A 21,383-nucleotide genomic window follows, 5' to 3' on the forward strand; every position below is an offset into this window, starting at 1 on the left:
AACCGCGCCGGCCCCGTTACGGCCCCGGCTCCGGCAATTCCCCCGCATCCAGCGGCACGCGCACCCGCAGGCTGCTGCCCTCCCCCGGCTGGCTGTCGATCTCCAACTCGCCGCCGAGCATCAGCACGCGCTCGCGCATGCCGACCAGGCCGAAGGAGCTGCCGCCCCAGGCCGCCGCGGTGTCGAAGCCTCGGCCATCGTCGCTGATGCTCAGGCAGAGTTCGTCGCCCTCCACCCGCAGGGCCAGTTCCACAGTATGCGCCTGCGCGTGGCGCATGACATTGGTCAACGCCTCCTGGAGGATGCGGAACAGCCCGATGGCCTTGGCGTCGCCCAGGCGCGGCGGGTTCTCCGGCACCTCCACCAGGCAGGGGATGCCGGTGCGCGTCTCGAAGCGCCGCGCCTGCCACTCCAGCGCCGAGCCGATACCGGCGTCGAGGATCGGCGGGCGCAGGGCCGAGGCCACGTCGCGCACCAGCTGGAACAGCTGGGCGATGAGCTTCTTCATGTTGCCCAGGCGCTCGCTCAGGCCGGGGTCCAGCTCGCCGTAGCCCAGCTCGCACATGGAGGTTTCCAGCTTGAGCACGGTCAGCACCTGGCCCAGCTCGTCGTGCACTTCCCGGGCGATGCGCGCCTTCTCTTCCTCGCGCACGCTTTCCAGGTGCGCCGACAGCTCGCGCAGCTGCGCCCGCGACTGCGCCAGCTCCAGCTCGATCTGCTTGTTCTCGCTGATGTCCCAGACCACGCCGTCCCAGGCCAGGCGGCCATCGTCCAGGCGCCGCGCGGTGGCCTTGATGTCCACCCAGCGCGGCTCGCCGGAACGGGTCAGGATGCGCCCCTGCCAGTGCCAGTTCTTGCCGCCGGCCACCGCTTCCAGTTGTCTCGCGAGGTAGCCGTCGCGGTCGCCCGGGTGCACCAGGCCGAGGATGCCCAGGCCGCTTTCGCGCAGGTAGCCGGGAGAATAGCCCAGCGAGGCCTCGCTGCCGCCGCTGATGAAGCTGAGGTGGGCGAAGTCGGAGCCGCCCGGGGCGCTGGGCTCCAGGCGGAACACCAGGCCGGGGACGTTGGCGGCGATACCCTGCAGGCGCGCCTCGCTCTCTTCCAGGGCGGCGCGGGCGCGGCGCCGCTCGGTGGCGTCGTTGAGGAACACCAGCAGGTATTCCGAGCCGCCGAAGCGCAGGAAGCTCAGCGACACTTCCGCCGGCAGCCATTGGCCGTCGGCGCGGCGCAGGTGGCTTTCGAAGCTCAGCGGGCCCTCTTCGCTGTTGCGCGCGCGGCGCCAGAGGTCGAGCCAGGCGTCCATGTCCAGGCCGGGCTCGAAGTCCGCCAGGGGCCGCTCGATCACCTCGCCGGGGGCGTAGCCGAGCATGTCCTCGGCGGCGCGGTTGGCGTAGCGCACGTGGCTGTCCCAGTTGACCCAGAGGATGCCCACGGTGCTGCTGTCGATGGCGAACTGGGTCAGGCGCAGGGCTTCCTCGGCCGCCTGGCGCAGCTCCATGTCGCGGCGCGCGGCGAGCAGGCGCTGCTCCAGCACGTTGCGCTGGTGGCGCAGCCACAGCGCGGTGGCCAGGGCCATGAGCAGCAACAGGCCGAGGAGGATGCAGAGGTTCTGCCAGAAACCGGGGGACTGCCCCAGGCGCGGGTACTGCGGCTGCAGCCAGCGCTCGTGCAACTGGTCCAGCTGCTTGGCCGGCAAGGCGCGCAGGCTGGCGTCGAGGATGCCGGCCAGCTCGGGCAGGTCGCGGCGGGTAGCCAGGCGCAGCAGTTGTGGATAACCGATGTCGGCCAGCACGCGGAAGCCGGAAAACTCGACCTCGCGGCTGAGGCGGGCCAGGTGCGCCTCGTCGACCACCGCGTAGCTGGCCTCCTGGCCGAGCACCCGGCGCAGGGCTTCGCGGTCGCTGTCGGTGAGCTGCAGCTCCAGGCCCGGGTAGGTGCCGCGCAGGTAGTCGGATACCGCGCCCGGGCCGCGCAGCGCCACGGGTTCAAGCACGCCCAGGCGCTCCAGCTCCACGGAGCCGGGGCCGTCGCGGAAGCCGATGAGCAGCCGCGGCACCCGCAGGTAGGGGTCGGAGAACAGCCAGTCGCGCAGGCTGGAAGGGGTCTGGCCGAGCCCCGGGGCCAGGTCGATTTCGCCGGCGCGGGCGGCACGCTCCAGTTCGTCCTGGTCGGCATAGACGCGCCACTGCAGGCTCACCTGCAACGCGCCGGCGATCCAGTCGAGCAGCTCGACATGGGCGCCGGAGAGCTGCTGCAGGCGCCGGTCCTGCTGGGCGTAGGGCGCATCCAGGACCACCCCGACGCGCAGCTGCGGGTGCGCCTGCAGCCAGGCGCGCTGGGCGGCGTCCAGGGGCACGCCGGGCGGCGCGTCCTGCGCCGCGCCCCACAATGGAATGCACAACAGGAACGCCGCCACGGCGTTCCAGCACAGTCGTCCCATGCCCGCTCCCCGAGAAAAAAGCGCGCCTACATTACCCCATGGCGGGGGGAACCCGGAAAGGCCGGCGCCTGACAAAGCAGAAACAAGGGATTAGTCTGGCCGTTTTGCCAGGCCAGCCCGAGCCACGCAAGGAACCCGCCCCATGTCCCGTCCCGCACAGCCTACCCGCCTCGCCCTCTGCCTGGCCCTGAGCCTGGCGCCCCTGGTGCCGGGCTGGGCCGAAGACACACCGGCCAGCCCGCCCGGCCCGGCGGTGGCGCCGGCAGTGCCCGCGCGCCCGGCCCTGGAGGAGCGCAGCCAGGACGAAGCCAGCGCCCTGCAGCAGCGCCTGCCGCAGAAGCAGCAACAGACGCTGCAGGCCGGCGAGGAAAGCTTCCTCGCCCTGTGGCTGCCGGCCAACGCGCCGCAGGCAGAGGGCGTGGTGATCATCGTCCCCGGCGACGGCGAGAACCCCGACTGGCCGGTGGCGGTGGGCCCGCTGCGGCGCAAGCTGCCCGACGCCGGCTGGCAGACCCTCGCCCTCGGCCTGCCCGACCCGCAGGACAGCCAGCCGGTGCCGCGCAAGGAAAGCGCGGACAAGGCCGCCGCCGACAGCGACGCCGGCGCCAGCAGCAAGGACGTCCAGGGCGAATCCGGCGCCGCCACGCCCACGCCGGAAAGCACCGCCGAGGCCGGCAGCGGCGAACCGGCCCAGGCCAGCAGCGAGGCGCCGCCGGCGCCGGATGCGGCCATCGAGCGGCGCAAGGCCTATGCCGAGCGGGTCATGGCGCGCATCCAGGCCGGCCTCGACTTCGCCCTGCAAGGCAAGCCCAGGAGCATCGTCCTCCTCGGCCACGGCACCGGCGCCTACTGGGCGGCACGCTACCTGGCCGAGCGCGAACCCGGCGAAATCCACAACCTGCTGATCGTCGACGCCGAAGTGCCGCGGGACTTCCGCCCGGCGCTGGAAGACATGGTGCCGCGCCTGCAGTTGGCCACCGGCGACTTCTATTACAAGGACAGGCGCGTGGACCGCGAAGCCGCCAAGGCCCGCTTGCAGGCAAGCCGGCGCGAGACCGGCAAGACCTACGTGCAGATCGGCATGAACGCCCTGCCGGCCGACCGCGCCACCGAGCAGGACCAGCTCTACCGGCGCATCCGCGGCTGGCTGTCGCTGCACATCAAGCAGGCGCCCGCCGAGTAAACCGGCCCCGAGCCCTAGCGGAAGCCGCGGCGCTCACGCACCAGGGCATAGGCCTGCTGGATCTCGCGGGTCTTCTCGGTGGCGGCGGCGATGCGCGCCTCGCCGGCGCCGGCCAGCTTGTCCGGGTGGTGCTGGCTGATCAGCCGGCGGTAGGCGCGCTTGATCTCCTCCACCGGGCTGTCGTCCTCCACGCCCAATAAACGCAGCGCCTGGCGATAGCTTTCCGCCCGGCTCGGCGGCGCGCGCAGGGCTTCGGCGCCAGCGGCCAGGGACAGCACGGTGGCGCGCGGCAGGCCGAAGCTCTCGCCCCAGCGCAGGATCAGCACCTTCTCCGCCGCGCTCGGCGCGCCGGCCGCCCAGGCCATGCGCCAGCAAGCCTGCAGCAGGCCGTCGACGCTGGGCCGCAGGCCTCGGCACTGCTGCACGCCCTCCTCCAGGCGCGGCCCGCCGTGCTTGCCGCGGTTGAAGGCATCGATGGCGCGCAGACGGCCGGCTTCGTCCAGGCCCAGGCGCAACATTTCCGCCCGAGCCTGCTGGATGTGCGCGTCCTGCACGCGGCCGCGGCTCTTGGCCACGCGGCCGAGCAGGAGGAACAGCAGCTCCTCCTCCGGCACCCGCGCGCCGCCGCGCAGCTCATCGAGGAGTTCGCGCCAGCTGCGCCGGCGCAGGCGACGGTCCAGCACCTGGCCGAGCAGGCCGCCAAGCATGGCCCCGGGGATGCTCGCCAGCGCCCAGCCGGCGACTATGCCTATCAGGGTGCCCGGCCAGAACATTCAGCCGGCCGCCAGCAGACGTTCGACTTCGGCCAGGCGCTCGTGGGTGCCGACGTCCACCCAGCGCCCGCGGTGCAGCTCGCCGCTGACACGGCCGGCGGCCATGGCCTCGCGCAGCAGTGGCGCCAGCCTGAAGGCGCCGCCCGTGCAGGCGGCGAACAGCGCCGGGTGCAGTACGGCGATGCCGCTGTAGGTGTAGCTGGGCTCGCCTTCGCGATAGTCGCCGACGCGTTCACCCTCCAGGCGGAAGTCGCCGCGGGTGTTGTGCCCGGGGTTGTCCACCAGCACCAGGTGCGCCAGGTCGCCCTCGGCCAGCGCGCCCGGCAGGCGCGCGTAGTCGAAGTCGGTCCAGATGTCGCCGTTGACCAGGGCGAAGGGCGCTTCGCCGAGCAGCGGCAGGGCGCGGAAGATGCCGCCGCCGGTCTCCAGCGGCTCGCCTTCGGCGGAGTAGCGGATGGCGACGCCGAAGCGCGAGCCATCGCCGAGGTAGTCCTCGATCTGCTGGCCCAACCAGGCGTGGTTGATCACCAGGTCGTGGAAGCCGGCGCGGCGCAGGGCCAGCAGCTGGTGCTCGATCAGCGGCCGGCCGCCGGCCGGCACCAGCGGCTTGGGCGTGTGCAGGGTCAGCGGGCGCATGCGCTCGCCCTTGCCGGCGGCGAGGAGCATCGCCTTCATGGCGCCACCGGTTGCGGCAGCTCGGCGAGCAGCGCGCCCAGGTCGGCCAGCTCGGGTCGGCGGGCGACGACGCTGTCGAGGTAGCGGAAGAAGCGCGGCACGTCGCCCAGGTAGCGCGGCTTGCCGTCGCGGTGGCAGATGCGCGCGAAGATGCCGATCACCTTCAGGTGGCGCTGCACGCCCATCAGGTCGCTGGCGCGGAAGAACTCCTCGAAGGTAGGCGGCAACGGAATGCCGGCGGCCTGGGCCTTGCGCCAGTAGCGGCTGAGGCCGTCGTGCACGCGCGGCTCGGGCCAGCTGAGGAAGGCGTCCTTATAAAGGCAGGTGACGTCGTAGGTCACCGGGCCGTACACCGCATCCTGAAAATCGAGGATGCCGGGGTTCGGCTCGCTGAGCATCAGGTTGCGCGGCATGTAGTCACGGTGCACCAGCACCCGCGGCTGCTCCAGCGCGCTGCTCACCAGGCGGTCGCAGGTGCGCTGCCAGCGCGCCAGTTGCTCGCCTTGCAGCTCGATGTTCAGGTGACGGCCCAGGTACCACTCGGGGAACAGGCCCAGCTCGCGGCGCAGCAGCGCCTCGTCGTAGGCCGGCAGGCGGCCTTCGGCCGGCACCTGCTGGAAGGCCACCAGGGCATCCAGGGCATCCTCGAAGAGTTCCTCGGCGTTCTGCGGGTTGAGCACGTCCAGGTAGGTCTGGCGGCCCAGGTCGTCGAGCAGCAGCAGGCCCTGCTCCAGGTCCTGGGCAAGAATCCGCGGCACGTGCACGCCGGCCTCGGCGAGCATGCCGGCCACCTTGACGAAGGGGCGGCAGTCCTCCTGGGGCGGCGGCGCATCCATGACGATCAGCGTGCGGCCCTCGCCCTGCCAGCGGAAATAGCGGCGGAAGCTGGCGTCGCTGCTGGCCGGGGTGAGCTCGGCGGGCGGCACCGGCCCCCATCCCTCGGCACTGAACACTACGGGTAAACAAGAGTCCAACCAGCGATTCAGGAGCTGGTAACGGGCATCCTCAGACATCTTTGGGGGTTCTCCACGGCCCTAGCCGTTGCGCGGGTCATGCTTTATTATCCAGCATCTTTTTGAGCCCATCGAGTGGCTATGGCCGAATCTGGCCGATGGCTCGCAGGAAGCCCGGATTAACAAGATGGCAGTGATTCTCCCCGTGTTCCGTAGAAAGTTCCCCTTACTGGTGACCGGTGGCCTGCTGGCTATGCAGCCGCTCGCTTCCTCGACCGCCACGGCGGCCGAACAGTTCAACTGCACCCCCTCCGGCGGCAGCTGGGACTGCTCCTCGCAGCAGCCGGCCAGCGCCCTGCCGCCGCGTCCGGAGCATACCGAAAGCTCGGTCAGCACCCCCGCCAGCGGCGGCGCTGAAGGCGCAGCCGTCGCAGGTGCGGCTGCCGGCGCCGAAGAGCCCAGGCAGAAGCTGGTCACCGAGAGCGGCGGCAAGGGCCTCAAGTCGCGCAGCGCCGACTACAGCCACCTCGACTGGGTCCCGCGGGAGAAACTCACCGCCGCCCAGCTGGCGGAAGTCGGCCCGTACTGCAGCGGCGCCTACATCGAACCGACCCGTCCGGGCATGAACGACAAGACCCCGCGCGACGAGGCCCCGACCTACGTCTCGGCGAAGGTCTCGCGCTACGAGCAGGAGTCGCAGGTCGCGACCCTGGCCGGCAACGTGGTCCTGCGCCAGGGCAGCATGCAGGTGGAGGCCGACGAGGCCAACCTGCACCAGGCCGAGAACCGCGGCGAGCTGGCCGGCAACGTGCGCCTGCGCGACAACGGCGCGCTGATCGTCGGCGACCACGCCGACCTGCAACTGGACAACGGCGAGGCGAAGATCGACAACGCCGAGTACGTCATGCACCAGGCCCAGGTCCGCGGCAGCGCGCTCTACGCCAAGCGCCAGGAAGACGCGATCATCCAGCTCAAGGACGGCACCTATACCCGTTGCGAGCCGGGCAGCAACTCCTGGTACGTCAAGGGCAACAACATCAAGCTGAACCCGGCCACCGGCTTCGGCACCGCGACCAACGCGACCCTGCGGGTGAAGGACATTCCGGTGTTCTACACCCCCTACATCTATTTCCCGATCGACGATCGCCGCCAGTCCGGCTTCCTGCCGCCCACCCTGGGCAGCACCAGCGACACCGGCATGTTCGTGGTCACCCCGTACTACTTCAACCTGGCGCCGAACTACGACGCCACGCTGTTCCCGCGCTACATGGCCAAGCGCGGCCTGATGATGGAAGGCGAGTTCCGCTACCTGACCCACAGCAGCGAGGGGCAGGTCACCGCCGCCTACCTGAACGACAAGGACGACGACCGCGAAGGCCAGCCGCACTTCACCGACCAGCGCTGGATGTACGGCTGGAAGAACACCAGCGGCCTGGATTCGCGCTGGCTGGCGCAGGTGGACTACACCAAGATCAGCGACCCGTACTACTTCCAGGACCTGGACACCTCCCTGGGCCTGGGCTCGCCGACCTACGTGAACCAGCAGGGCGCCCTGACCTACCGCGGCGACGACTTCACTGCGCGCCTCAACGCCCAGGCCTACCAGTTGGCCACCGTGACCGACGTGACGCCCTACGACCGCCTGCCGCAGCTGACCCTCGACGGTCGTCTGCCCTACCACCCGGGCGGCCTGGAGTTCACCTACGGCAGCGAACTGGTGCGCTTCGACCGCGACCTGGACGAGGACGTCTACTTCGATACCGACGGCAACGTGCTCGGTCAGCGCCCGGACGTGAACATCTCCGGCCTGGCCCGCGCCACCGGCGACCGTGCGCACTTCGAGCCGGGCGTCAGCCTGCCGCTGGCCAGCAGCTGGGGCTTCCTGACGCCGACGCTGAAGGCGATGTACACCAAGTACGACCTGGACCTGGACGGCACCGGCAAGGCCCAGCTGAACAGCGCCACCAACTACGGCGAAGTCAGCTACGACAGCAGCCCCGACCGCTCGCTGCCGCTGGCCAAGCTCGACGGCGGCCTGTATTTCGACCGCGACACCACGTTCGGCGGCACCAAGTTCCGCCAGACCCTGGAGCCGCGCGCCATGTACCTGTACGTGCCGTACCGCAACCAGGACAACCTGCCGAGCTTCGACACCGGCGAGTTCAACTTCAGCTACGACTCGCTGTGGCGCGAGAACCGCTTCACCGGCAAGGACCGCATCGGCGACGCCAACCAGCTGTCCCTGGGCGCCACCTCGCGCTTCATCGAGGACAACGGCTTCGAGCGCGCCTCGGTCAGCGCCGGCCAGATCTACTACTTCTCCGACCGCCGCGTGCAGCTGCCGGGCCTGACCGAGAAGTACATCCGCAACTACAACCTGGCGAACCCGAACAACCCGATCGACAACCCCGACGCGGACACCTGGCGCTCGCCCTACGCCCTGCAGGGCGTCTATCGCTTCAACCACGACTGGCGCCTCAGCTCGGACTACAACTGGAACCCCAACACGCACCACACCGACAGCGGCAGCGTGATGTTCCACTACCAGCCCGAAGCCGAGCCGCAGAAGGTGTTCAACGCCGGCTACCGCTACCGCGCGGACAGCAAGTCGTTCGACCCGAACCTCGGCCGCTTCAGCTACAACAGCGACGAGTACAAGATCGAGCAGCACGACTTCTCGGTCATCTGGCCGATCGTCCCGCAGTGGAGCGCGATCGCCCGCTGGCAGTACGACTACAACCAGAACCGCACCCTCGAGGCCCTCGGCGGCTTCGAATACGACAGCTGCTGCTGGAAACTGCGACTGGTCAACCGCTACTGGCTGAAGTACGACGACGACAACTTCTACACGTCCGACTCCAAGGCCGACCGCGGCATCTTCCTGCAAATCATCCTCAAGGGCCTTGGCGGCGTTGTAGGCAACCAAGTCGAAGGCTTCCTCGACCAAGGCATCCAAGGTTATCGTCAACGTGAAGACAGCTCTATGTAATGCCCTGCGCCCGCTGATGCTGGGCGCCCTGCTGGTCTGTTCCGCAGCCCACGCCGAAGTCACCCCGCTGGACCGTGTCGTGGCCATCGTCGACAACGACGTGGTCATGCAGAGCCAGCTCGACCAACGCCTGCGCGAAGTCCGCCAGACCATCGAGAAGCGCGGCGCGCCGCTGCCCCCCGAGCACGTGCTGACGCAGCAGGTGCTTGAGCGCCTGATCATCGAGGACATCCAGCTGCAGATCGGCGAGCGCTCCGGCATCCGCATCACCGACGAGGAGCTGAACCAGGCCATGGGCACCATCGCCCAGCGCAACAACCTGAGCCTGGACCAGTTCCGCGCCGCCCTCGCCCGCGACGGCCTGTCCTACGACGACGCCCGCGAGCAGGTGCGCCGCGAGATGATCATCAGCCGCGTGCGCCAGCGCCGCGTGGCCGAGCGCATCCAGGTCAGCGACCAGGAAGTGCAGAACTTCCTGGCCTCCGACCTGGGCAAGATCCAGCTCTCCGAAGAGTACCGCCTGGCCAACATCCTCATCCCGGTGCCGGACGGCGCTTCGCCGGAAACCCTCCAGGCCGCCGGCAGGCAGGCCCAGGAGGTCTACCAGCAGCTCAAGCAGGGCGCCGATTTCAACCAGCTGGCGATTTCCCGCTCGGCCGGCGACAACGCCCTGGAAGGCGGCGAGATCGGCTGGCGCAAGGCCGCCCAGCTGCCCTCGCCGTTCGACGGCATGATCGGCAGCCTGGCCGTGGGCGACGTCACCGAGCCGGTGCGCACCCCCGGCGGCTTCATCATCCTCAAGCTGGAAGAGAAGCGCGGCGGCAGCAAGATGGTGCGTGACGAGGTGCATGTCCGCCACATCCTGCTCAAGCCCAGCGAAATCCGCAGCGACGAGGAAACCCAGAAGCTGGCGCAGAAGCTCTACGAGCGCATCCAGAGCGGCGAAGACTTCGGCAAGCTGGCCAAGCAGTTCTCCGAAGATCCGGGCTCGGCGCTGCACGGCGGCGACCTCAACTGGGTCGATCCGGAATCCCTGGTGCCGGAATTCCGCGACGTGATGAACAGCATCCCGCAGAACCAGCTGTCCAAGCCGTTCCGCTCGCCGTTCGGCTGGCACATCCTGGAAGTCCTCGGTCGCCGCGCCACCGACAGCAGCGACAAGTTCCGCGAGCAGCAGGCCGCCCAGGTCCTGCGCAACCGCAAGTACGACGAGGAACTGCAGGCCTGGCTGCGGCAGATCCGCGACGAAGCCTACGTCGAGATCAAGCTGTAAGCGCCCCGCGCGACACAGGAACCCGGCCCCGCGGCCGGGTTTCTTTTTATCCGCGCCCCACTTGGGCGTAGAGTGGGCCCATCCCGAACAACCCCGGCCGCCGGCGCGGCCGATGCCTTAGAGACACCCGCCATGCAAGCCTCCAAGCCATTCGCCCTCACCCCCGGAGAGCCGGCCGGCATCGGCCCGGACCTGTGCCTGCTGCTGTCCCGCCAGGCCCAGCCCCAGCCGCTGGTGGCCATCGCCAGCCGGCAGATGCTGGCCGAGCGCGCCGCCCTGCTGGGCCTGGACATCCAGTTGCTGGAAACCGGCCCAGGCCAGTGGCCGCAGGCGCCCGCCCCGGCAGGCTCGCTCTACGTCTGGGACACCCCGCTGGGCGCGCCGGTAAAAGCCGGCCAGCTCGACCCGGCCAATGCCGGCTACGTGCTGCAGACACTGACCCGCGCCGGCCAGGGCTGCCTGGACGGCAGCTTCGCCGGGATGATCACCGCGCCGGTGCACAAGGGCGTGATCAACGAAGGCGGCGTGGCCTTCTCCGGGCACACCGAGTTCCTCGCCGAGCTGACCCACACCCCGCAGGTGGTGATGATGCTCGCCACCCGCGGCCTGCGCGTGGCGCTGGTGACCACCCACCTGCCGCTGCGCGAGGTGGCCGACGCCATCACGCCCGAGCGCCTGGCGCGCGTCACCCGCATCCTGCATGCCGACCTGCGCGACAAGTTCGGCCTGGCCGAGCCGCGCATCCTGGTCTGCGGCCTCAACCCCCACGCCGGCGAAGGCGGCCACCTGGGCCACGAGGAAATCGACGTCATCGAGCCCACCCTGGAGCGCCTGCGCGGCGAAGGCATGCAACTGATCGGCCCGCTGCCGGCCGACACCCTGTTCACCCCCAAGCACCTGGAGCACTGCGACGCGGTGCTGGCCATGTACCACGACCAGGGCCTGCCGGTGCTCAAGTACAAGGGCTTCGGCGCGGCGGTGAACGTCACCCTGGGCCTGCCGATCATCCGCACCTCGGTGGACCACGGCACCGCCCTGGACCTGGCCGGCACCGGCCGCATCGACGGCGGCAGCCTACAGGTGGCGCTGGAGACGGCTTACCAGATGGCGGCTAGTCGGATTGATAGTTGAAAGCTGGAAGCTGGAAGCTGGAAGCTGGAAGCTGGAGGCCAGGACGAAAGCGCATTTTTCGTACCAGCGCCAGGCTGGTAACATCGGCGTACGCGTCTTTCTCTTCCAGCTTCTAGCTTCAGGCTTCTAGCTGCTCCCTGGAATTCCCTATGTCTTCCGAGCTTTTCCAACATCGCGCGCGCAAGCGCTTCGGCCAGAACTTCCTGCACGACGCCGGGGTGATCCACCGCATCCTGCGCGCCATCGCGCCCAAGGAAGGCCAGCACCTGCTGGAGATCGGCCCGGGCCAGGGCGCCCTCACCGAAGGCCTGGTGGACAGCGGCGCGCAGCTGGACGTGATCGAGCTCGACCTCGACCTGATCCCGCAACTGAAGTGGCGCTTCGGCCTCAAGCCGAACTTCCGCCTGCACCAGGGCGACGCCCTGAAGTTCGACTTCGCCACCCTGCCCCAGGCCGGCGAGAAGCTGCGGGTGGTCGGCAACCTGCCCTACAACATCTCCACGCCGCTGATCTTCCACCTGCTGGAGCACGCCGGGATCATCCAGGACATGCACTTCATGCTGCAGAAGGAAGTGGTCGAGCGCCTGGCCGCCGAGCCCGGCGGCGGCGACTGGGGCCGGCTGTCGATCATGGTCCAGTACTTCTGCAAGGTGGACTACCTGTTCACTGTCGGCCCGGGCGCCTTCAACCCGCCGCCCAAGGTGGAGTCGGCCATCGTCCGCCTGGCGCCCTACGCCGAGCCGCCGCACCCGGCCAAGGACCACCGCCTGCTCGAACGCATCGTCCGCGAAGCCTTCAACCAGCGCCGCAAGACCCTGCGCAACACCCTGCGCAGCCTGATGTCCATCGAGGACATCGAGGCCGCCGGCGTCGACCCCAGCCTGCGCCCGGAGCAACTGGACGTGGCCGACTTCGTGCGCCTGGCCAACCGCCTGGCGGAACTGGCCCCCGAGCAGTGAAACCCTCGACGAGACGCCCGAGCCGAGCATGAGCGATCCCCGATACCAGATTTCCGTCAGCGTCACCACCCGCCACCTGCCCGAGCAATCGCAGCCGGAGCAGCAGCGCTACGTCTTCGCCTACACGGTGACCATCCACAACCAGGGCGAACAGGCGGCCAAGCTGCTGAGCCGCCACTGGATCATCACCGACGGCGACGGCCACGTGCAGGAAGTGCGCGGCGCCGGCGTGGTGGGCGAGAAGCCGCTGATCGAGCCGGGCACCAGCCATACCTACACCAGCGGCACCGTGCTGGCTACCAAGGTCGGCAGCATGTCCGGCAGTTACCAGATGGTCGCCGCCGATGGCCACCATTTCGACGCCGAAATCCCGGTATTCCGCCTCGCGGTCCCCGGAGCGCTGCACTGATGGCCACCTACGCCGTAGGCGACCTGCAGGGTTGCCTGGAGCCACTGAAACAACTGCTGCAGCGGGTTGCCTTCGACCCCGCCCGCGACAAGCTGTGGCTGGTGGGCGACCTGGTCAACCGCGGCCCGCAGTCGCTGGAAACCCTGCGCTTCCTCTACGCCATGCGCGATTCGGTGGTCTGCGTGCTGGGCAACCACGACCTGCACCTGCTGGCCGTGGCCTACAACGCCGAACGCCTGAAGAAGGCCGACACCCTGCGCGAAATCCTCGAGGCGCCGGAGCGCGACGACCTGCTCGACTGGCTGCGCAACATGCCCCTGGTGCACCACGACGCCCAGCGCGACGTCACCCTGGTGCACGCTGGCATCCCGCCGCAGTGGAGCATCGAGAAATCCCTGCAGCGCGCCGCCGAAGTGGAGGAAGCCCTGCGCGACGACCAGCGCCTGCCGCTGTTCCTCGAAGGCATGTACGGCAACGAGCCGGCCAAGTGGGACAAGAAGCTGCACGGCATCGACCGCCTGCGGGTGATCACCAACTACTTCACCCGCATGCGCTTCTGCACCCCCGACGGCAAGCTCGACCTCAAGAGCAAGGAAGGCCTGGATACCGCGCCGGCCGGCTACGCCCCCTGGTTCAGCTACCCCGAGCGCAAGGCCGCCGGGCGCAAGATCATCTTCGGCCACTGGGCGGCGCTGGAAGGCCAGTGCGACGTACCCGGCCTCTACGCACTGGACACCGGCTGCGTGTGGGGCGGTAGCATGACCCTGCTGAACGTCGACAACGGCGAACGCATCGCCTGCAGCTGCGCCGGCAACGCCGGCTGAGCCCACCCACAGAGCAGAGAACATGAGCGAATTCAAGCGCATCGCCCCCGAACAGGCCCACCAGCTGCGCCAGGCCGGCGCCCAGGTGGTGGACATCCGCGACCCGCAGAGCTACGCGATGGGCCACGTCACCGGTTCCCGCCACATCGACAACTACTCGGTGGCCGACTTCATCCGCCAGGCCGACCTCGACGCCCCGCTGCTGGTGTTCTGCTACCACGGCAACTCCAGCCAGAGCGCGGCCGCCTACTTCGTCCAGCAGGGCTTCACCGACGTGTACAGCGTCGACGGCGGCTTCGAACTGTGGCGCAGCGTCTATCCCGCGGATACCAGCAGCGGCCAGGCGGACTGAGGGGCCCGGCCGAGGTTCCACAAATAAATCTGTAACTTCTCACCCGATTCCCCTTTACAGGCCGGATAACGAACTATCCTTTTCCTCAGGCCATCCAAAAGGGGAGAGCCGGCCCACCGGCTTCCGGGAATCGGCAGTGACCATTTGGGGCGGTTCAGGGCGCAAGCCAGGTACCGTTGGAGTTCTGGGGGAAATTCGCCGGCCACGCTGGCAGCCCGCCCGCACCCACTCACACCGATCCCGTGCCGGCTCCATGCATCGAGCGAGGAGACGTCATGAGTATTTTCAGTCACTTCCAGGAACGCTTCGAAGCGACCCGCCAGGAGGAATACTCCCTGCAGGAGTACCTGGATATCTGCAAGCAGGACAAGACCGCCTATGCCACCGCGGCCGAGCGCATGCTGATGGCCATCGGCGAGCCGGAACTGCTGGATACCTCCACCGACCCACGGCTGTCGCGAATCTTTTCCAACAAGGTGATCCGCCGCTACCCGGCGTTCGCCGACTTCCACGGCATGGAAGAATGCATCGACCAGATCGTCGCCTTCTTCCGCCACGCGGCCCAGGGCCTGGAAGAAAAGAAACAGATCATCTACCTGCTCGGCCCGGTGGGCGGCGGTAAGTCGTCCCTGGCGGAAAAGCTCAAGCAACTGATGGAGAAGGTGCCCTTCTACGCCATCAAGGGCTCGCCGGTGTTCGAATCGCCCCTGGGGCTGTTCAACCCGGATGAGGACGGCGCCATCCTCGAGGAAGACTACGGTATCCCGCGGCGCTACCTGCGCTCGATCATGTCGCCGTGGGCGACCAAGCGGCTCAACGAGTTCGGCGGCGACATCAGCCAGTTCCGCGTGGTCAAGCTGCACCCCTCGATCCTCAACCAGATCGCCATCGCCAAGACCGAACCGGGGGACGAGAACAACCAGGACATCTCCGCCCTGGTGGGCAAGGTGGACATCCGCAAGCTCGAGGAGTACCCGCAGAACGACGCCGACGCCTACAGCTACTCGGGCGCGCTGTGCCGGGCCAACCAGGGCCTGATGGAATTCGTCGAGATGTTCAAGGCGCCGATCAAGGTCCTGCACCCGCTGCTGACCGCCACCCAGGAGGGCAACTACAACAGCACCGAGGGCCTGGGCGGGCTGCCCTACAGCGGCATCATCCTCGCCCACTCCAACGAATCGGAGTGGCACAGCTTCCGCAACAACAAGAACAACGAGGCCTTCATCGACCGTATCTACATCGTCAAGGTCCCGTACTGCCTGCGCGTCACCGACGAGATCAAGATCTACGACAAGCTTTTGATCAACAGCTCGCTGGCCCACGCGCACTGCGCCCCGGACACCCTGAAGATGCTCTCGCAGTTCTCCGTGCTGTCGCGCCTGAAAGAGCCGGACAACTCCAACATCTACTCGAAGATGCGCGTCTACGACGGCGAGAACCTCAAGGACACCGATCCCAAGGCCAAGTCGATCCAGGAATACCGCGATGCCGCCGGGGTCGACGAGGGTATGGCCGGGCTTTCCACCCGCTTCGCCTTCAAGATCCTCTCCAAGGTGTTCAACTTCGACCCGCACGAAGTGGCGGCCAACCCGGTGCACCTGCTCTACGTGCTGGAGCAGCAGATCGAGCAGGAACAGTTCCCGCCGGAAACCCGCGAGCGCTACCTGCGCTTCATCAAGGAATACCTGGCGCCGCGCTACGTGGAATTCATCGGCAAGGAAATCCAGACCGCGTACCTTGAGTCCTACAGCGAATACGGCCAGAACATCTTCGACCGCTACGTGCTCTACGCCGACTTCTGGATCCAGGACCAGGAATACCGCGACCCGGAAACCGGCGAAATCCTCAACCGCGCCGCCCTCAACGAGGAGCTGGAGAAGATCGAGAAACCGGCCGGCATCAGCAACCCGAAGGATTTCCGCAACGAAATCGTCAACTTTGTGCTGCGCGCCCGCGCCGGCAACAACGGCAAGAACCCCAGCTGGCTGTCCTACGAGAAGCTGCGCGTGGTGATCGAGAAGAAAATGTTCTCCAACACCGAGGACCTGCTGCCGGTCATCAGCTTCAACGCCAAGGCCAGCAAGGAGGACCAGCAGAAACACAACGACTTCGTCCGGCGTATGGTCGAGCGCGGCTACACCGAGAAGCAGGTGCGCCTGCTGTCGGAATGGTATCTGCGCGTACGTAAGTCGCAGTAAAAAGCAGTTGAAAGCCGGATGCTGGAAGCCGGAAGCCAGAGGCATACCGTAACCCCCGGTTGCGGCCTGCTTCCAGCTTACCGCTTCCAGCTTCCAGCTCAGCCCGGAGGGCCTGTATGAGCTACGTCATCGACCGGCGTCTGAACGGCAAGAACAAGAGCACGGTGAACCGTCAGCGCTTCCTGCGGCGTTACCGTGAGCACATCAAGAAGGCGGTCGAGGAGGCCGTCAGCCGGCGCTCGATCACCGACATGGAGCACGGCGAGCAGATCAGCATCCCCGGCCGCGACATCGACGAACCCATCCTTCACCACGGCCGCGGCGGGCGGCAGACCATCGTCCACCCGGGCAACAAGGAATTCACCACCGGCGAGCACATCGCCCGGCCCCAGGGCGGCGGCGGTGGCCGCGGCGGCGGCAAGGCCAGCAACCAGGGCGAGGGGATGGACGACTTCGTCTTCCAGATCACCCAGGAGGAATTCCTCGACTTCATGTTCGAGGACCTGGAACTGCCCAACCTGGTCAAGCGCCACATCACCGGCAGCGACACCTTCAAGACCGTGCGCGCCGGCATCAGCAACGACGGCAACCCCTCGCGCATCAACATCGTCCGCACCCTGCGCTCGGCCCACGCCCGGCGCATCGCCCTGACCGGCTCCACCCGCGGCAAGCTGCGCGCCGCCGTGGCCGAACTGGAACGGCTCAAGCGCGAGGAGCCGGACAACCTCGGCGACATCCAGGCGCTGGAGCAGGAAATCACCCGGATGCGCGCGCGTATCGACCGCGTGCCCTTCCTGGACACCTTCGACCTCAAGTACAACCTGCTGATCAAGCAGCCCAACCCCACTTCCCAGGCGGTGATGTTCTGCCTGATGGACGTCTCCGGCTCCATGACCCAGGCGACCAAGGACATCGCCAAGCGCTTCTTCATCCTCCTGTACCTGTTCCTCAAGCGGAACTACGAGAAGATCGAAGTGGTGTTCATCCGCCACCACACCAGCGCCCGCGAGGTGGACGAGGAAGAATTCTTCTATTCCCGGGAGACCGGCGGCACCATCGTCTCCAGCGCGCTGAAGATGATGCAGGAGATCATGGCCGAGCGTTATCCCACCCACGAGTGGAACATCTACGCGGCCCAGGCCTCCGACGGCGACAACTGGAATGACGATTCGCCCGTCTGCCGCGATATCCTGATGAAACAGATCATGCCGTTCGTGCAGTACTACACCTACGTCGAGATCACCCCGCGCGAGCACCAGGCGCTGTGGTTCGAGTACGAACGGGTGCGCGAAGCCTTCGAAGACAGCTTCGCCCAGCAGCAGATCGTCTCCGCCGCGGACATCTACCCGGTGTTCCGCGAACTGTTCCAGAGGAGGCTAGTCGCATGAGCAAGCGCCAGCCCATCGCCACCGGGTCGGAATGGACCTTCGAGCTGATCCGCCAGTACGACCGGGAGATCAGCCGTATCGCCGAGCGCTACGCGCTGGACACCTACCCGAACCAGATCGAGGTCATCACCGCCGAGCAGATGATGGACGCCTACGCCTCGGTCGGCATGCCCATCGGTTATAACCACTGGTCCTACGGCAAGCATTTCCTCAGCACGGAAAAGAACTACAAGCGCGGGCAGATGGGCCTGGCCTACGAGATCGTCATCAACTCCGACCCCTGCATCGCCTACCTGATGGAGGAGAACACCCAGTGCATGCAGGCGCTGGTGATCGCCCACGCCTGCTACGGGCACAACAGCTTCTTCAAGGGCAACTACCTGTTCCGCACCTGGACCGACGCCAGCTCGATCATCGATTACCTGGTGTTCGCCAAGCAGTACATCATGCAGTGCGAGGAGCGCTACGGCATCGACGCGGTGGAAGACCTGCTGGACTCCTGCCACGCCCTGATGAACTACGGCGTCGACCGCTACAAGCGGCCCTACCCCATCTCCGCCGAGGAAGAGCGGCAGCGCCAGAAGGAACGCGAGGAACTCATCCAGCGCCAGGTCAACGACCTGTGGCGGACCATCCCGCGCGCCGCCGGCAAGGACAAGGAACAGGAACTGGCGCGCTACCCCAGCGAGCCGCAGGAGAACATCCTCTACTTCATCGAGAAGAACGCCCCGCTGCTGGAACCCTGGCAGCGCGAGGTGGTGCGCATCGTGCGCAAGGTGGCGCAGTACTTCTACCCGCAGCGCCAGACCCAGGTGATGAACGAAGGCTGGGCAACCTTCTGGCACTACACCCTGATCAACGACCTCTACGACGAGGGCCTGGTCACCGACGGCTTCATGATGGAGTTCCTCCAGTACCACACCAGCGTGGTCTACCAGCCCGGCTTCGACAGCCCCTACTACAGCGGCATCAACCCCTACGCCCTGGGCTTCGCCATGTACCGCGACATCCGTCGCATCTGCGAGGAGCCCACCGAGGAAGACCGCCGCTGGTTCCCGGACATCGCAGGCAGCGACTGGCTGGCCACCCTCAAGTTCGCCATGAAGAGCTTCAAGGACGAGAGCTTCGTGCTGCAGTTCCTCTCGCCCAAGGTGATCCGCGAGTTCAAGCTGTTCAGCATCCTCGACGACGACCAGAAGGACGACCTGCTGGTCGACGCCATCCACGACGACGACGGCTACCGCAAGATCCGCGAGACCCTCGCCGCGCAGTACAACCTGGGCAACCGCGAGCCCAACGTGCAGATCTGGAACGTCGACCGCCGCGGCGACCGCTCCCTGACCCTGCGCCACCAGCAGCACGACCGCCAGCCGCTGGGCGAATCCACCGAGGACGTGATGAAGCACCTGCACCGCCTGTGGGGCTTCGACATCCACCTGGAAACCCTCAACGGCGAGCAGGTCGTGCAGACCCACCACATGCCCCCAAAGGGTGAACGCGAGAACGAGGACGGCTATCCGCGGCTGGACCTGATCATCCCGCCCATTTGATCGGTTGACCCTACCCGGGGCAGGATCGAGCATGACGCCAAGCCCAGCCGAGGTCGCCATGCGTCTTTTCGCCATCCTCCTGTTCTGCCTCGCTCTCGCGACCTGCACCACGCAGATACCCCAGGCCCGCGTGACCCAGGCGGCGGACAGCCGCCTGGCCGGGCTGCAAGCCTTCCAGCTGATGCCCCCGGAAAACGCCGTCGACGCCCTGCCCTACGCCAGCCGCTACCCGCTGATCAACGCCTGGCTGCGCCAGGGCCTGGAAAGGCGCGGCTACCGCGAAGCCGGCGCCGCGCAACTGCGCGTCTACTACTGGCTGGCCCTGCGCGACGCGCCGCTGGAATTCAAGGTCGACGTGCCGCCGCCGCAATCCCTCGGCCCCTACCTGGCCATCCACCGCCTGCGCGACGAAACCGGCACCCTGCGCGTGCGCCTGACCGACCAGCAGGACCAGGTGCTCTGGGAGGGCACCGTCAGCACCGGCTTGAGCCCGGCCCACGCCAGCAGCGAGCTGCTGCAGCACGCGGTCGAAGCACTGGTAAGCCAGATTCCCCAGGCCACCCCGTAGGAGCGGACCTTGTCCGCGATGGCCGGAGGTTCCGGCGTGATTCGCGGATGAGATCCGCTCCTACGCCGCCCCACCCGTACCATTCCCCTGTAGGAGCGCGCCCTGCGCGCGATTTCGCGGGCAGGGCCCGCTCCTACAATTTGCTGTGAGGTATGGAGTTTCCTCGTAGGAGCGGACCTTGTCCGCGATAGCCGGAGGTTCCGGCGCGATTCGCGGATGAGATCCGCTCCACGCCATTCCCCTGTAGGAGCGGGCCCTGCCCGCGAAATCGCGCGCAGGGCGCGCGCCTACAGGCTTGCCCCCCGCTCTCCGAAGCCCGAAGCTATCCCCCTGACAGGAGAAAGCTTCATGCAGATCTACAAGGTAGGCGGCGCCGTTCGCGACCGTCTGCTCGGCCAGCCGGTCAGCGACACCGACTGGGTAGTGGTCGGCGCCAGCGCCGAAGACATGCTCGAGAAGGGCTACCGCCCGGTGGGCGCGGACTTTCCGGTATTCCTCCATCCCAGGACTGGCGAGGAATACGCCCTGGCCCGCACCGAACGCAAGAGCGGCCGCGGCTACGGCGGCTTCACCTTCTATGCCAGCCCCGACGTGAGCCTGGAAGAAGACCTAGTGCGCCGCGACCTCACCATCAACGCCATGGCCGAGGACAATAACGGCCGGCTGATCGACCCCTACGGCGGCCAGCGCGACCTCGAAGCCCGCCTGCTGCGCCACGTCTCCCCGGCCTTCGTCGAAGACCCGCTGCGCGTGCTGCGCGTGGCCCGCTTCGCCGCGCGCTTCGCGCCGCTGGGCTTCAAGGTCGCCGACGAAACCCTGGCGCTGATGCGCAAGTTGTCCGAATCCGGCGAGCTGGAAGCCCTGACGCCCGAGCGCAGCTGGAAGGAAATCGCCCGCGCCCTGATGGAAGCCCGCCCCGACGTGTTCGTCCAGGTGCTGCGCGACTGCGGCGCCCTGGCCGTACTGATGCCCGAGGTCGACGCCCTGTTCGGCGTGCCGCAACCGGCGCAGCACCACCCGGAAATCGACACCGGCGAACACCTGCTGGCCGTGCTGCGCCAGTGCGCCGAGCACCGCCAGCCGCTGACCGTGCGCTGGGCCTGCCTGCTCCATGACCTGGGCAAGGCGCGCACCCGCCGCGAGGACTGGCCCCGGCACATCGCCCACGAACACCTGGGCCTGCCGTTGATCGATGCGGTCAACGCCCGCTTCAAGGCGCCGCGCGACTGCCAGGAACTGGCGCGCCTGGTCGGCGAATACCACACCCACGCCCATCGCGCCCTGGAACTGCGGCCCAGCACCCTGCTGGAGCTGTTGCAGGCCTTCGACGTCTACCGCCGGCCGCAGCGCTTCGAGGAATTCATCGCCGCCAGCGAAATGGACGCCCGCGGCCGCCACGGCCTGGAAAACCGCGTTTATCCACAAGCCGACTACCTGCGCGGCGCCGCCAAGGCGGCCCGCGAAGTGGCGGTACAGCCATTGCTGGAAAAGGGCTTCAAGGGCGCGGAACTGGGCGAAGCCCTCAAGCGCGAACGCCTGAAGGCACTCAAGGCCTACAAGGAAGCCCAGACGTAGGGCGTATAACCGTTCGCGGTCATACGCCGCCACACCCCAGACCACCGCCAACTCCAAAGCCAAACCCGGAGTGGCCTGGAGCCCAAGTCAAACGGCGGATAACGTCGAACGTTATCCGCCCTACGCCCCGCCCTCTTGTAGGA

The 21,383-nt window shown here is 67.6% G+C and carries 17 protein-coding genes; 13 read left to right on the forward strand and 4 right to left on the reverse strand.

What is annotated here, in order from left to right; translation table 11 throughout:
• Positions 1–16: 16 nt before the first annotated feature.
• Positions 17–2,440 (reverse strand): PAS domain S-box protein, encoded by a 2,424-nt coding sequence (locus IG194_RS10230; RefSeq protein ID WP_134163332.1) that lies wholly within the window; start codon positions 2,438–2,440, stop codon positions 17–19.
• A 142-nt stretch (positions 2,441–2,582) separates the two neighbouring features.
• Here IG194_RS10230 and IG194_RS10235 point away from each other — a divergent pair, with 142 nt between their 5' ends.
• The gene (locus IG194_RS10235) at positions 2,583–3,623 is read left to right on the forward strand and encodes an alpha/beta hydrolase family protein (protein ID WP_058487622.1); all 1,041 of its coding nucleotides are present in this window, start codon (positions 2,583–2,585) and stop codon (positions 3,621–3,623) included.
• A 14-nt stretch (positions 3,624–3,637) separates the two neighbouring features.
• Here IG194_RS10235 and IG194_RS10240 read toward each other — a convergent pair whose 3' ends face one another.
• The 3 genes from IG194_RS10240 to IG194_RS10250 are packed head-to-tail and all read right to left on the reverse strand — an operon-like array spanning position 3,638 to position 6,084.
• Complete coding sequence (locus IG194_RS10240; protein ID WP_058487623.1) at positions 3,638–4,396, reverse strand: DnaJ domain-containing protein; 759 nt, start codon at positions 4,394–4,396, stop codon at positions 3,638–3,640.
• Positions 4,397–5,071: an N-acetylmuramate alpha-1-phosphate uridylyltransferase MurU gene (gene murU / locus IG194_RS10245; RefSeq protein ID WP_043319237.1), complete on the reverse strand. Its 675-nt coding sequence runs from the start codon at positions 5,069–5,071 to the stop codon at positions 4,397–4,399. It lies immediately after the preceding gene.
• Positions 5,068–6,084, reverse strand: a complete 1,017-nt coding sequence (locus IG194_RS10250) for an aminoglycoside phosphotransferase family protein (RefSeq protein ID WP_058487624.1) — start codon at positions 6,082–6,084, stop codon at positions 5,068–5,070. Before IG194_RS10250 ends, murU begins: the two co-directional genes overlap by 4 nt.
• Before the next feature lie 127 nt (positions 6,085–6,211).
• Between IG194_RS10250 and IG194_RS10255 the strand changes: the two genes are divergently transcribed.
• The 12 genes from IG194_RS10255 to IG194_RS10310 all read left to right on the forward strand — a co-directional run bounded on the left by IG194_RS10255 (position 6,212) and on the right by IG194_RS10310 (position 21,240).
• Positions 6,212–9,013 (forward strand): LPS-assembly protein LptD, encoded by a 2,802-nt coding sequence (locus tag IG194_RS10255; RefSeq protein ID WP_058487625.1) that lies wholly within the window; start codon positions 6,212–6,214, stop codon positions 9,011–9,013.
• Positions 8,994–10,286: a peptidylprolyl isomerase SurA gene (gene surA, locus IG194_RS10260; RefSeq protein ID WP_009615587.1), complete on the forward strand. Its 1,293-nt coding sequence runs from the start codon at positions 8,994–8,996 to the stop codon at positions 10,284–10,286. Before IG194_RS10255 ends, surA begins: the two co-directional genes overlap by 20 nt.
• A 132-nt stretch (positions 10,287–10,418) precedes the next feature.
• Entirely contained in the window at positions 10,419–11,417 is a 999-nt protein-coding gene (pdxA, locus tag IG194_RS10265; RefSeq protein WP_058487626.1) for a 4-hydroxythreonine-4-phosphate dehydrogenase PdxA, read from the forward strand.
• A gap of 149 nt (positions 11,418–11,566) precedes the next feature.
• A complete protein-coding gene (rsmA, locus tag IG194_RS10270; protein WP_058073272.1) occupies positions 11,567–12,376 on the forward strand; it encodes a 16S rRNA (adenine(1518)-N(6)/adenine(1519)-N(6))-dimethyltransferase RsmA in 810 nt (269 codons plus the stop codon).
• Between the two features lie 28 nt (positions 12,377–12,404).
• Positions 12,405–12,785: a Co2+/Mg2+ efflux protein ApaG gene (gene apaG / locus IG194_RS10275; protein WP_009615581.1), complete on the forward strand. Its 381-nt coding sequence runs from the start codon at positions 12,405–12,407 to the stop codon at positions 12,783–12,785.
• On the forward strand, positions 12,785–13,609 hold the full coding sequence (locus tag IG194_RS10280; protein ID WP_058487627.1) for a symmetrical bis(5'-nucleosyl)-tetraphosphatase: 825 nt from the start codon (positions 12,785–12,787) through the stop codon (positions 13,607–13,609). Before apaG ends, IG194_RS10280 begins: the two co-directional genes overlap by 1 nt.
• Positions 13,610–13,631: 22 nt before the next feature.
• Complete coding sequence (glpE, locus tag IG194_RS10285) at positions 13,632–13,961, forward strand: thiosulfate sulfurtransferase GlpE (protein WP_043269294.1); 330 nt, start codon at positions 13,632–13,634, stop codon at positions 13,959–13,961.
• A 275-nt stretch (positions 13,962–14,236) separates the two neighbouring features.
• Positions 14,237–16,159: a PrkA family serine protein kinase gene (locus IG194_RS10290; RefSeq protein WP_009615576.1), complete on the forward strand. Its 1,923-nt coding sequence runs from the start codon at positions 14,237–14,239 to the stop codon at positions 16,157–16,159.
• Between the two features lie 116 nt (positions 16,160–16,275).
• Positions 16,276–17,547 (forward strand): YeaH/YhbH family protein, encoded by a 1,272-nt coding sequence (locus tag IG194_RS10295; RefSeq protein WP_058487628.1) that lies wholly within the window; start codon positions 16,276–16,278, stop codon positions 17,545–17,547.
• Positions 17,544–19,097: a SpoVR family protein gene (locus IG194_RS10300; protein WP_043269299.1), complete on the forward strand. Its 1,554-nt coding sequence runs from the start codon at positions 17,544–17,546 to the stop codon at positions 19,095–19,097. Before IG194_RS10295 ends, IG194_RS10300 begins: the two co-directional genes overlap by 4 nt.
• A 58-nt stretch (positions 19,098–19,155) precedes the next feature.
• A complete protein-coding gene (locus IG194_RS10305; protein ID WP_058487629.1) occupies positions 19,156–19,665 on the forward strand; it encodes a DUF4136 domain-containing protein in 510 nt (169 codons plus the stop codon).
• 348 nt (positions 19,666–20,013) lie between these two features.
• Complete coding sequence (locus IG194_RS10310; RefSeq protein WP_058487630.1) at positions 20,014–21,240, forward strand: multifunctional CCA addition/repair protein; 1,227 nt, start codon at positions 20,014–20,016, stop codon at positions 21,238–21,240.
• Positions 21,241–21,383 lie beyond the last annotated feature (143 nt).

Source organism: Pseudomonas sp. ADPe, assembly GCF_014843515.1.
GTDB lineage: Bacteria > Pseudomonadota > Gammaproteobacteria > Pseudomonadales > Pseudomonadaceae > Pseudomonas > Pseudomonas citronellolis.

Excerpts from the sequence above, each read along its gene's own strand:
- IG194_RS10290 (WP_009615576.1), top strand. The coding sequence starts at position 14,237 with ATGAGTATTTTCAGTCACTTCCAGGAACGCTTCGAAGCGACCCGCCAG.
- pdxA (WP_058487626.1), top strand. The coding sequence starts at position 10,419 with ATGCAAGCCTCCAAGCCATTCGCCCTCACCCCCGGAGAGCCGGCCGGC.
- IG194_RS10295 (WP_058487628.1), top strand. The coding sequence starts at position 16,276 with ATGAGCTACGTCATCGACCGGCGTCTGAACGGCAAGAACAAGAGCACG.
- IG194_RS10240 (WP_058487623.1), bottom strand. The coding sequence starts at position 4,396 with ATGTTCTGGCCGGGCACCCTGATAGGCATAGTCGCCGGCTGGGCGCTG.
- rsmA (WP_058073272.1), top strand. The coding sequence starts at position 11,567 with ATGTCTTCCGAGCTTTTCCAACATCGCGCGCGCAAGCGCTTCGGCCAG.
- IG194_RS10280 (WP_058487627.1), top strand. The coding sequence starts at position 12,785 with ATGGCCACCTACGCCGTAGGCGACCTGCAGGGTTGCCTGGAGCCACTG.
- murU (WP_043319237.1), bottom strand. The coding sequence starts at position 5,071 with ATGAAGGCGATGCTCCTCGCCGCCGGCAAGGGCGAGCGCATGCGCCCG.
- apaG (WP_009615581.1), top strand. The coding sequence starts at position 12,405 with ATGAGCGATCCCCGATACCAGATTTCCGTCAGCGTCACCACCCGCCAC.
- IG194_RS10235 (WP_058487622.1), top strand. The coding sequence starts at position 2,583 with ATGTCCCGTCCCGCACAGCCTACCCGCCTCGCCCTCTGCCTGGCCCTG.
- IG194_RS10305 (WP_058487629.1), top strand. The coding sequence starts at position 19,156 with ATGCGTCTTTTCGCCATCCTCCTGTTCTGCCTCGCTCTCGCGACCTGC.
- IG194_RS10310 (WP_058487630.1), top strand. The coding sequence starts at position 20,014 with ATGCAGATCTACAAGGTAGGCGGCGCCGTTCGCGACCGTCTGCTCGGC.
- IG194_RS10230 (WP_134163332.1), bottom strand. The coding sequence starts at position 2,440 with ATGGGACGACTGTGCTGGAACGCCGTGGCGGCGTTCCTGTTGTGCATT.
- IG194_RS10255 (WP_058487625.1), top strand. The coding sequence starts at position 6,212 with ATGGCAGTGATTCTCCCCGTGTTCCGTAGAAAGTTCCCCTTACTGGTG.
- IG194_RS10300 (WP_043269299.1), top strand. The coding sequence starts at position 17,544 with ATGAGCAAGCGCCAGCCCATCGCCACCGGGTCGGAATGGACCTTCGAG.
- IG194_RS10250 (WP_058487624.1), bottom strand. The coding sequence starts at position 6,084 with ATGTCTGAGGATGCCCGTTACCAGCTCCTGAATCGCTGGTTGGACTCT.
- glpE (WP_043269294.1), top strand. The coding sequence starts at position 13,632 with ATGAGCGAATTCAAGCGCATCGCCCCCGAACAGGCCCACCAGCTGCGC.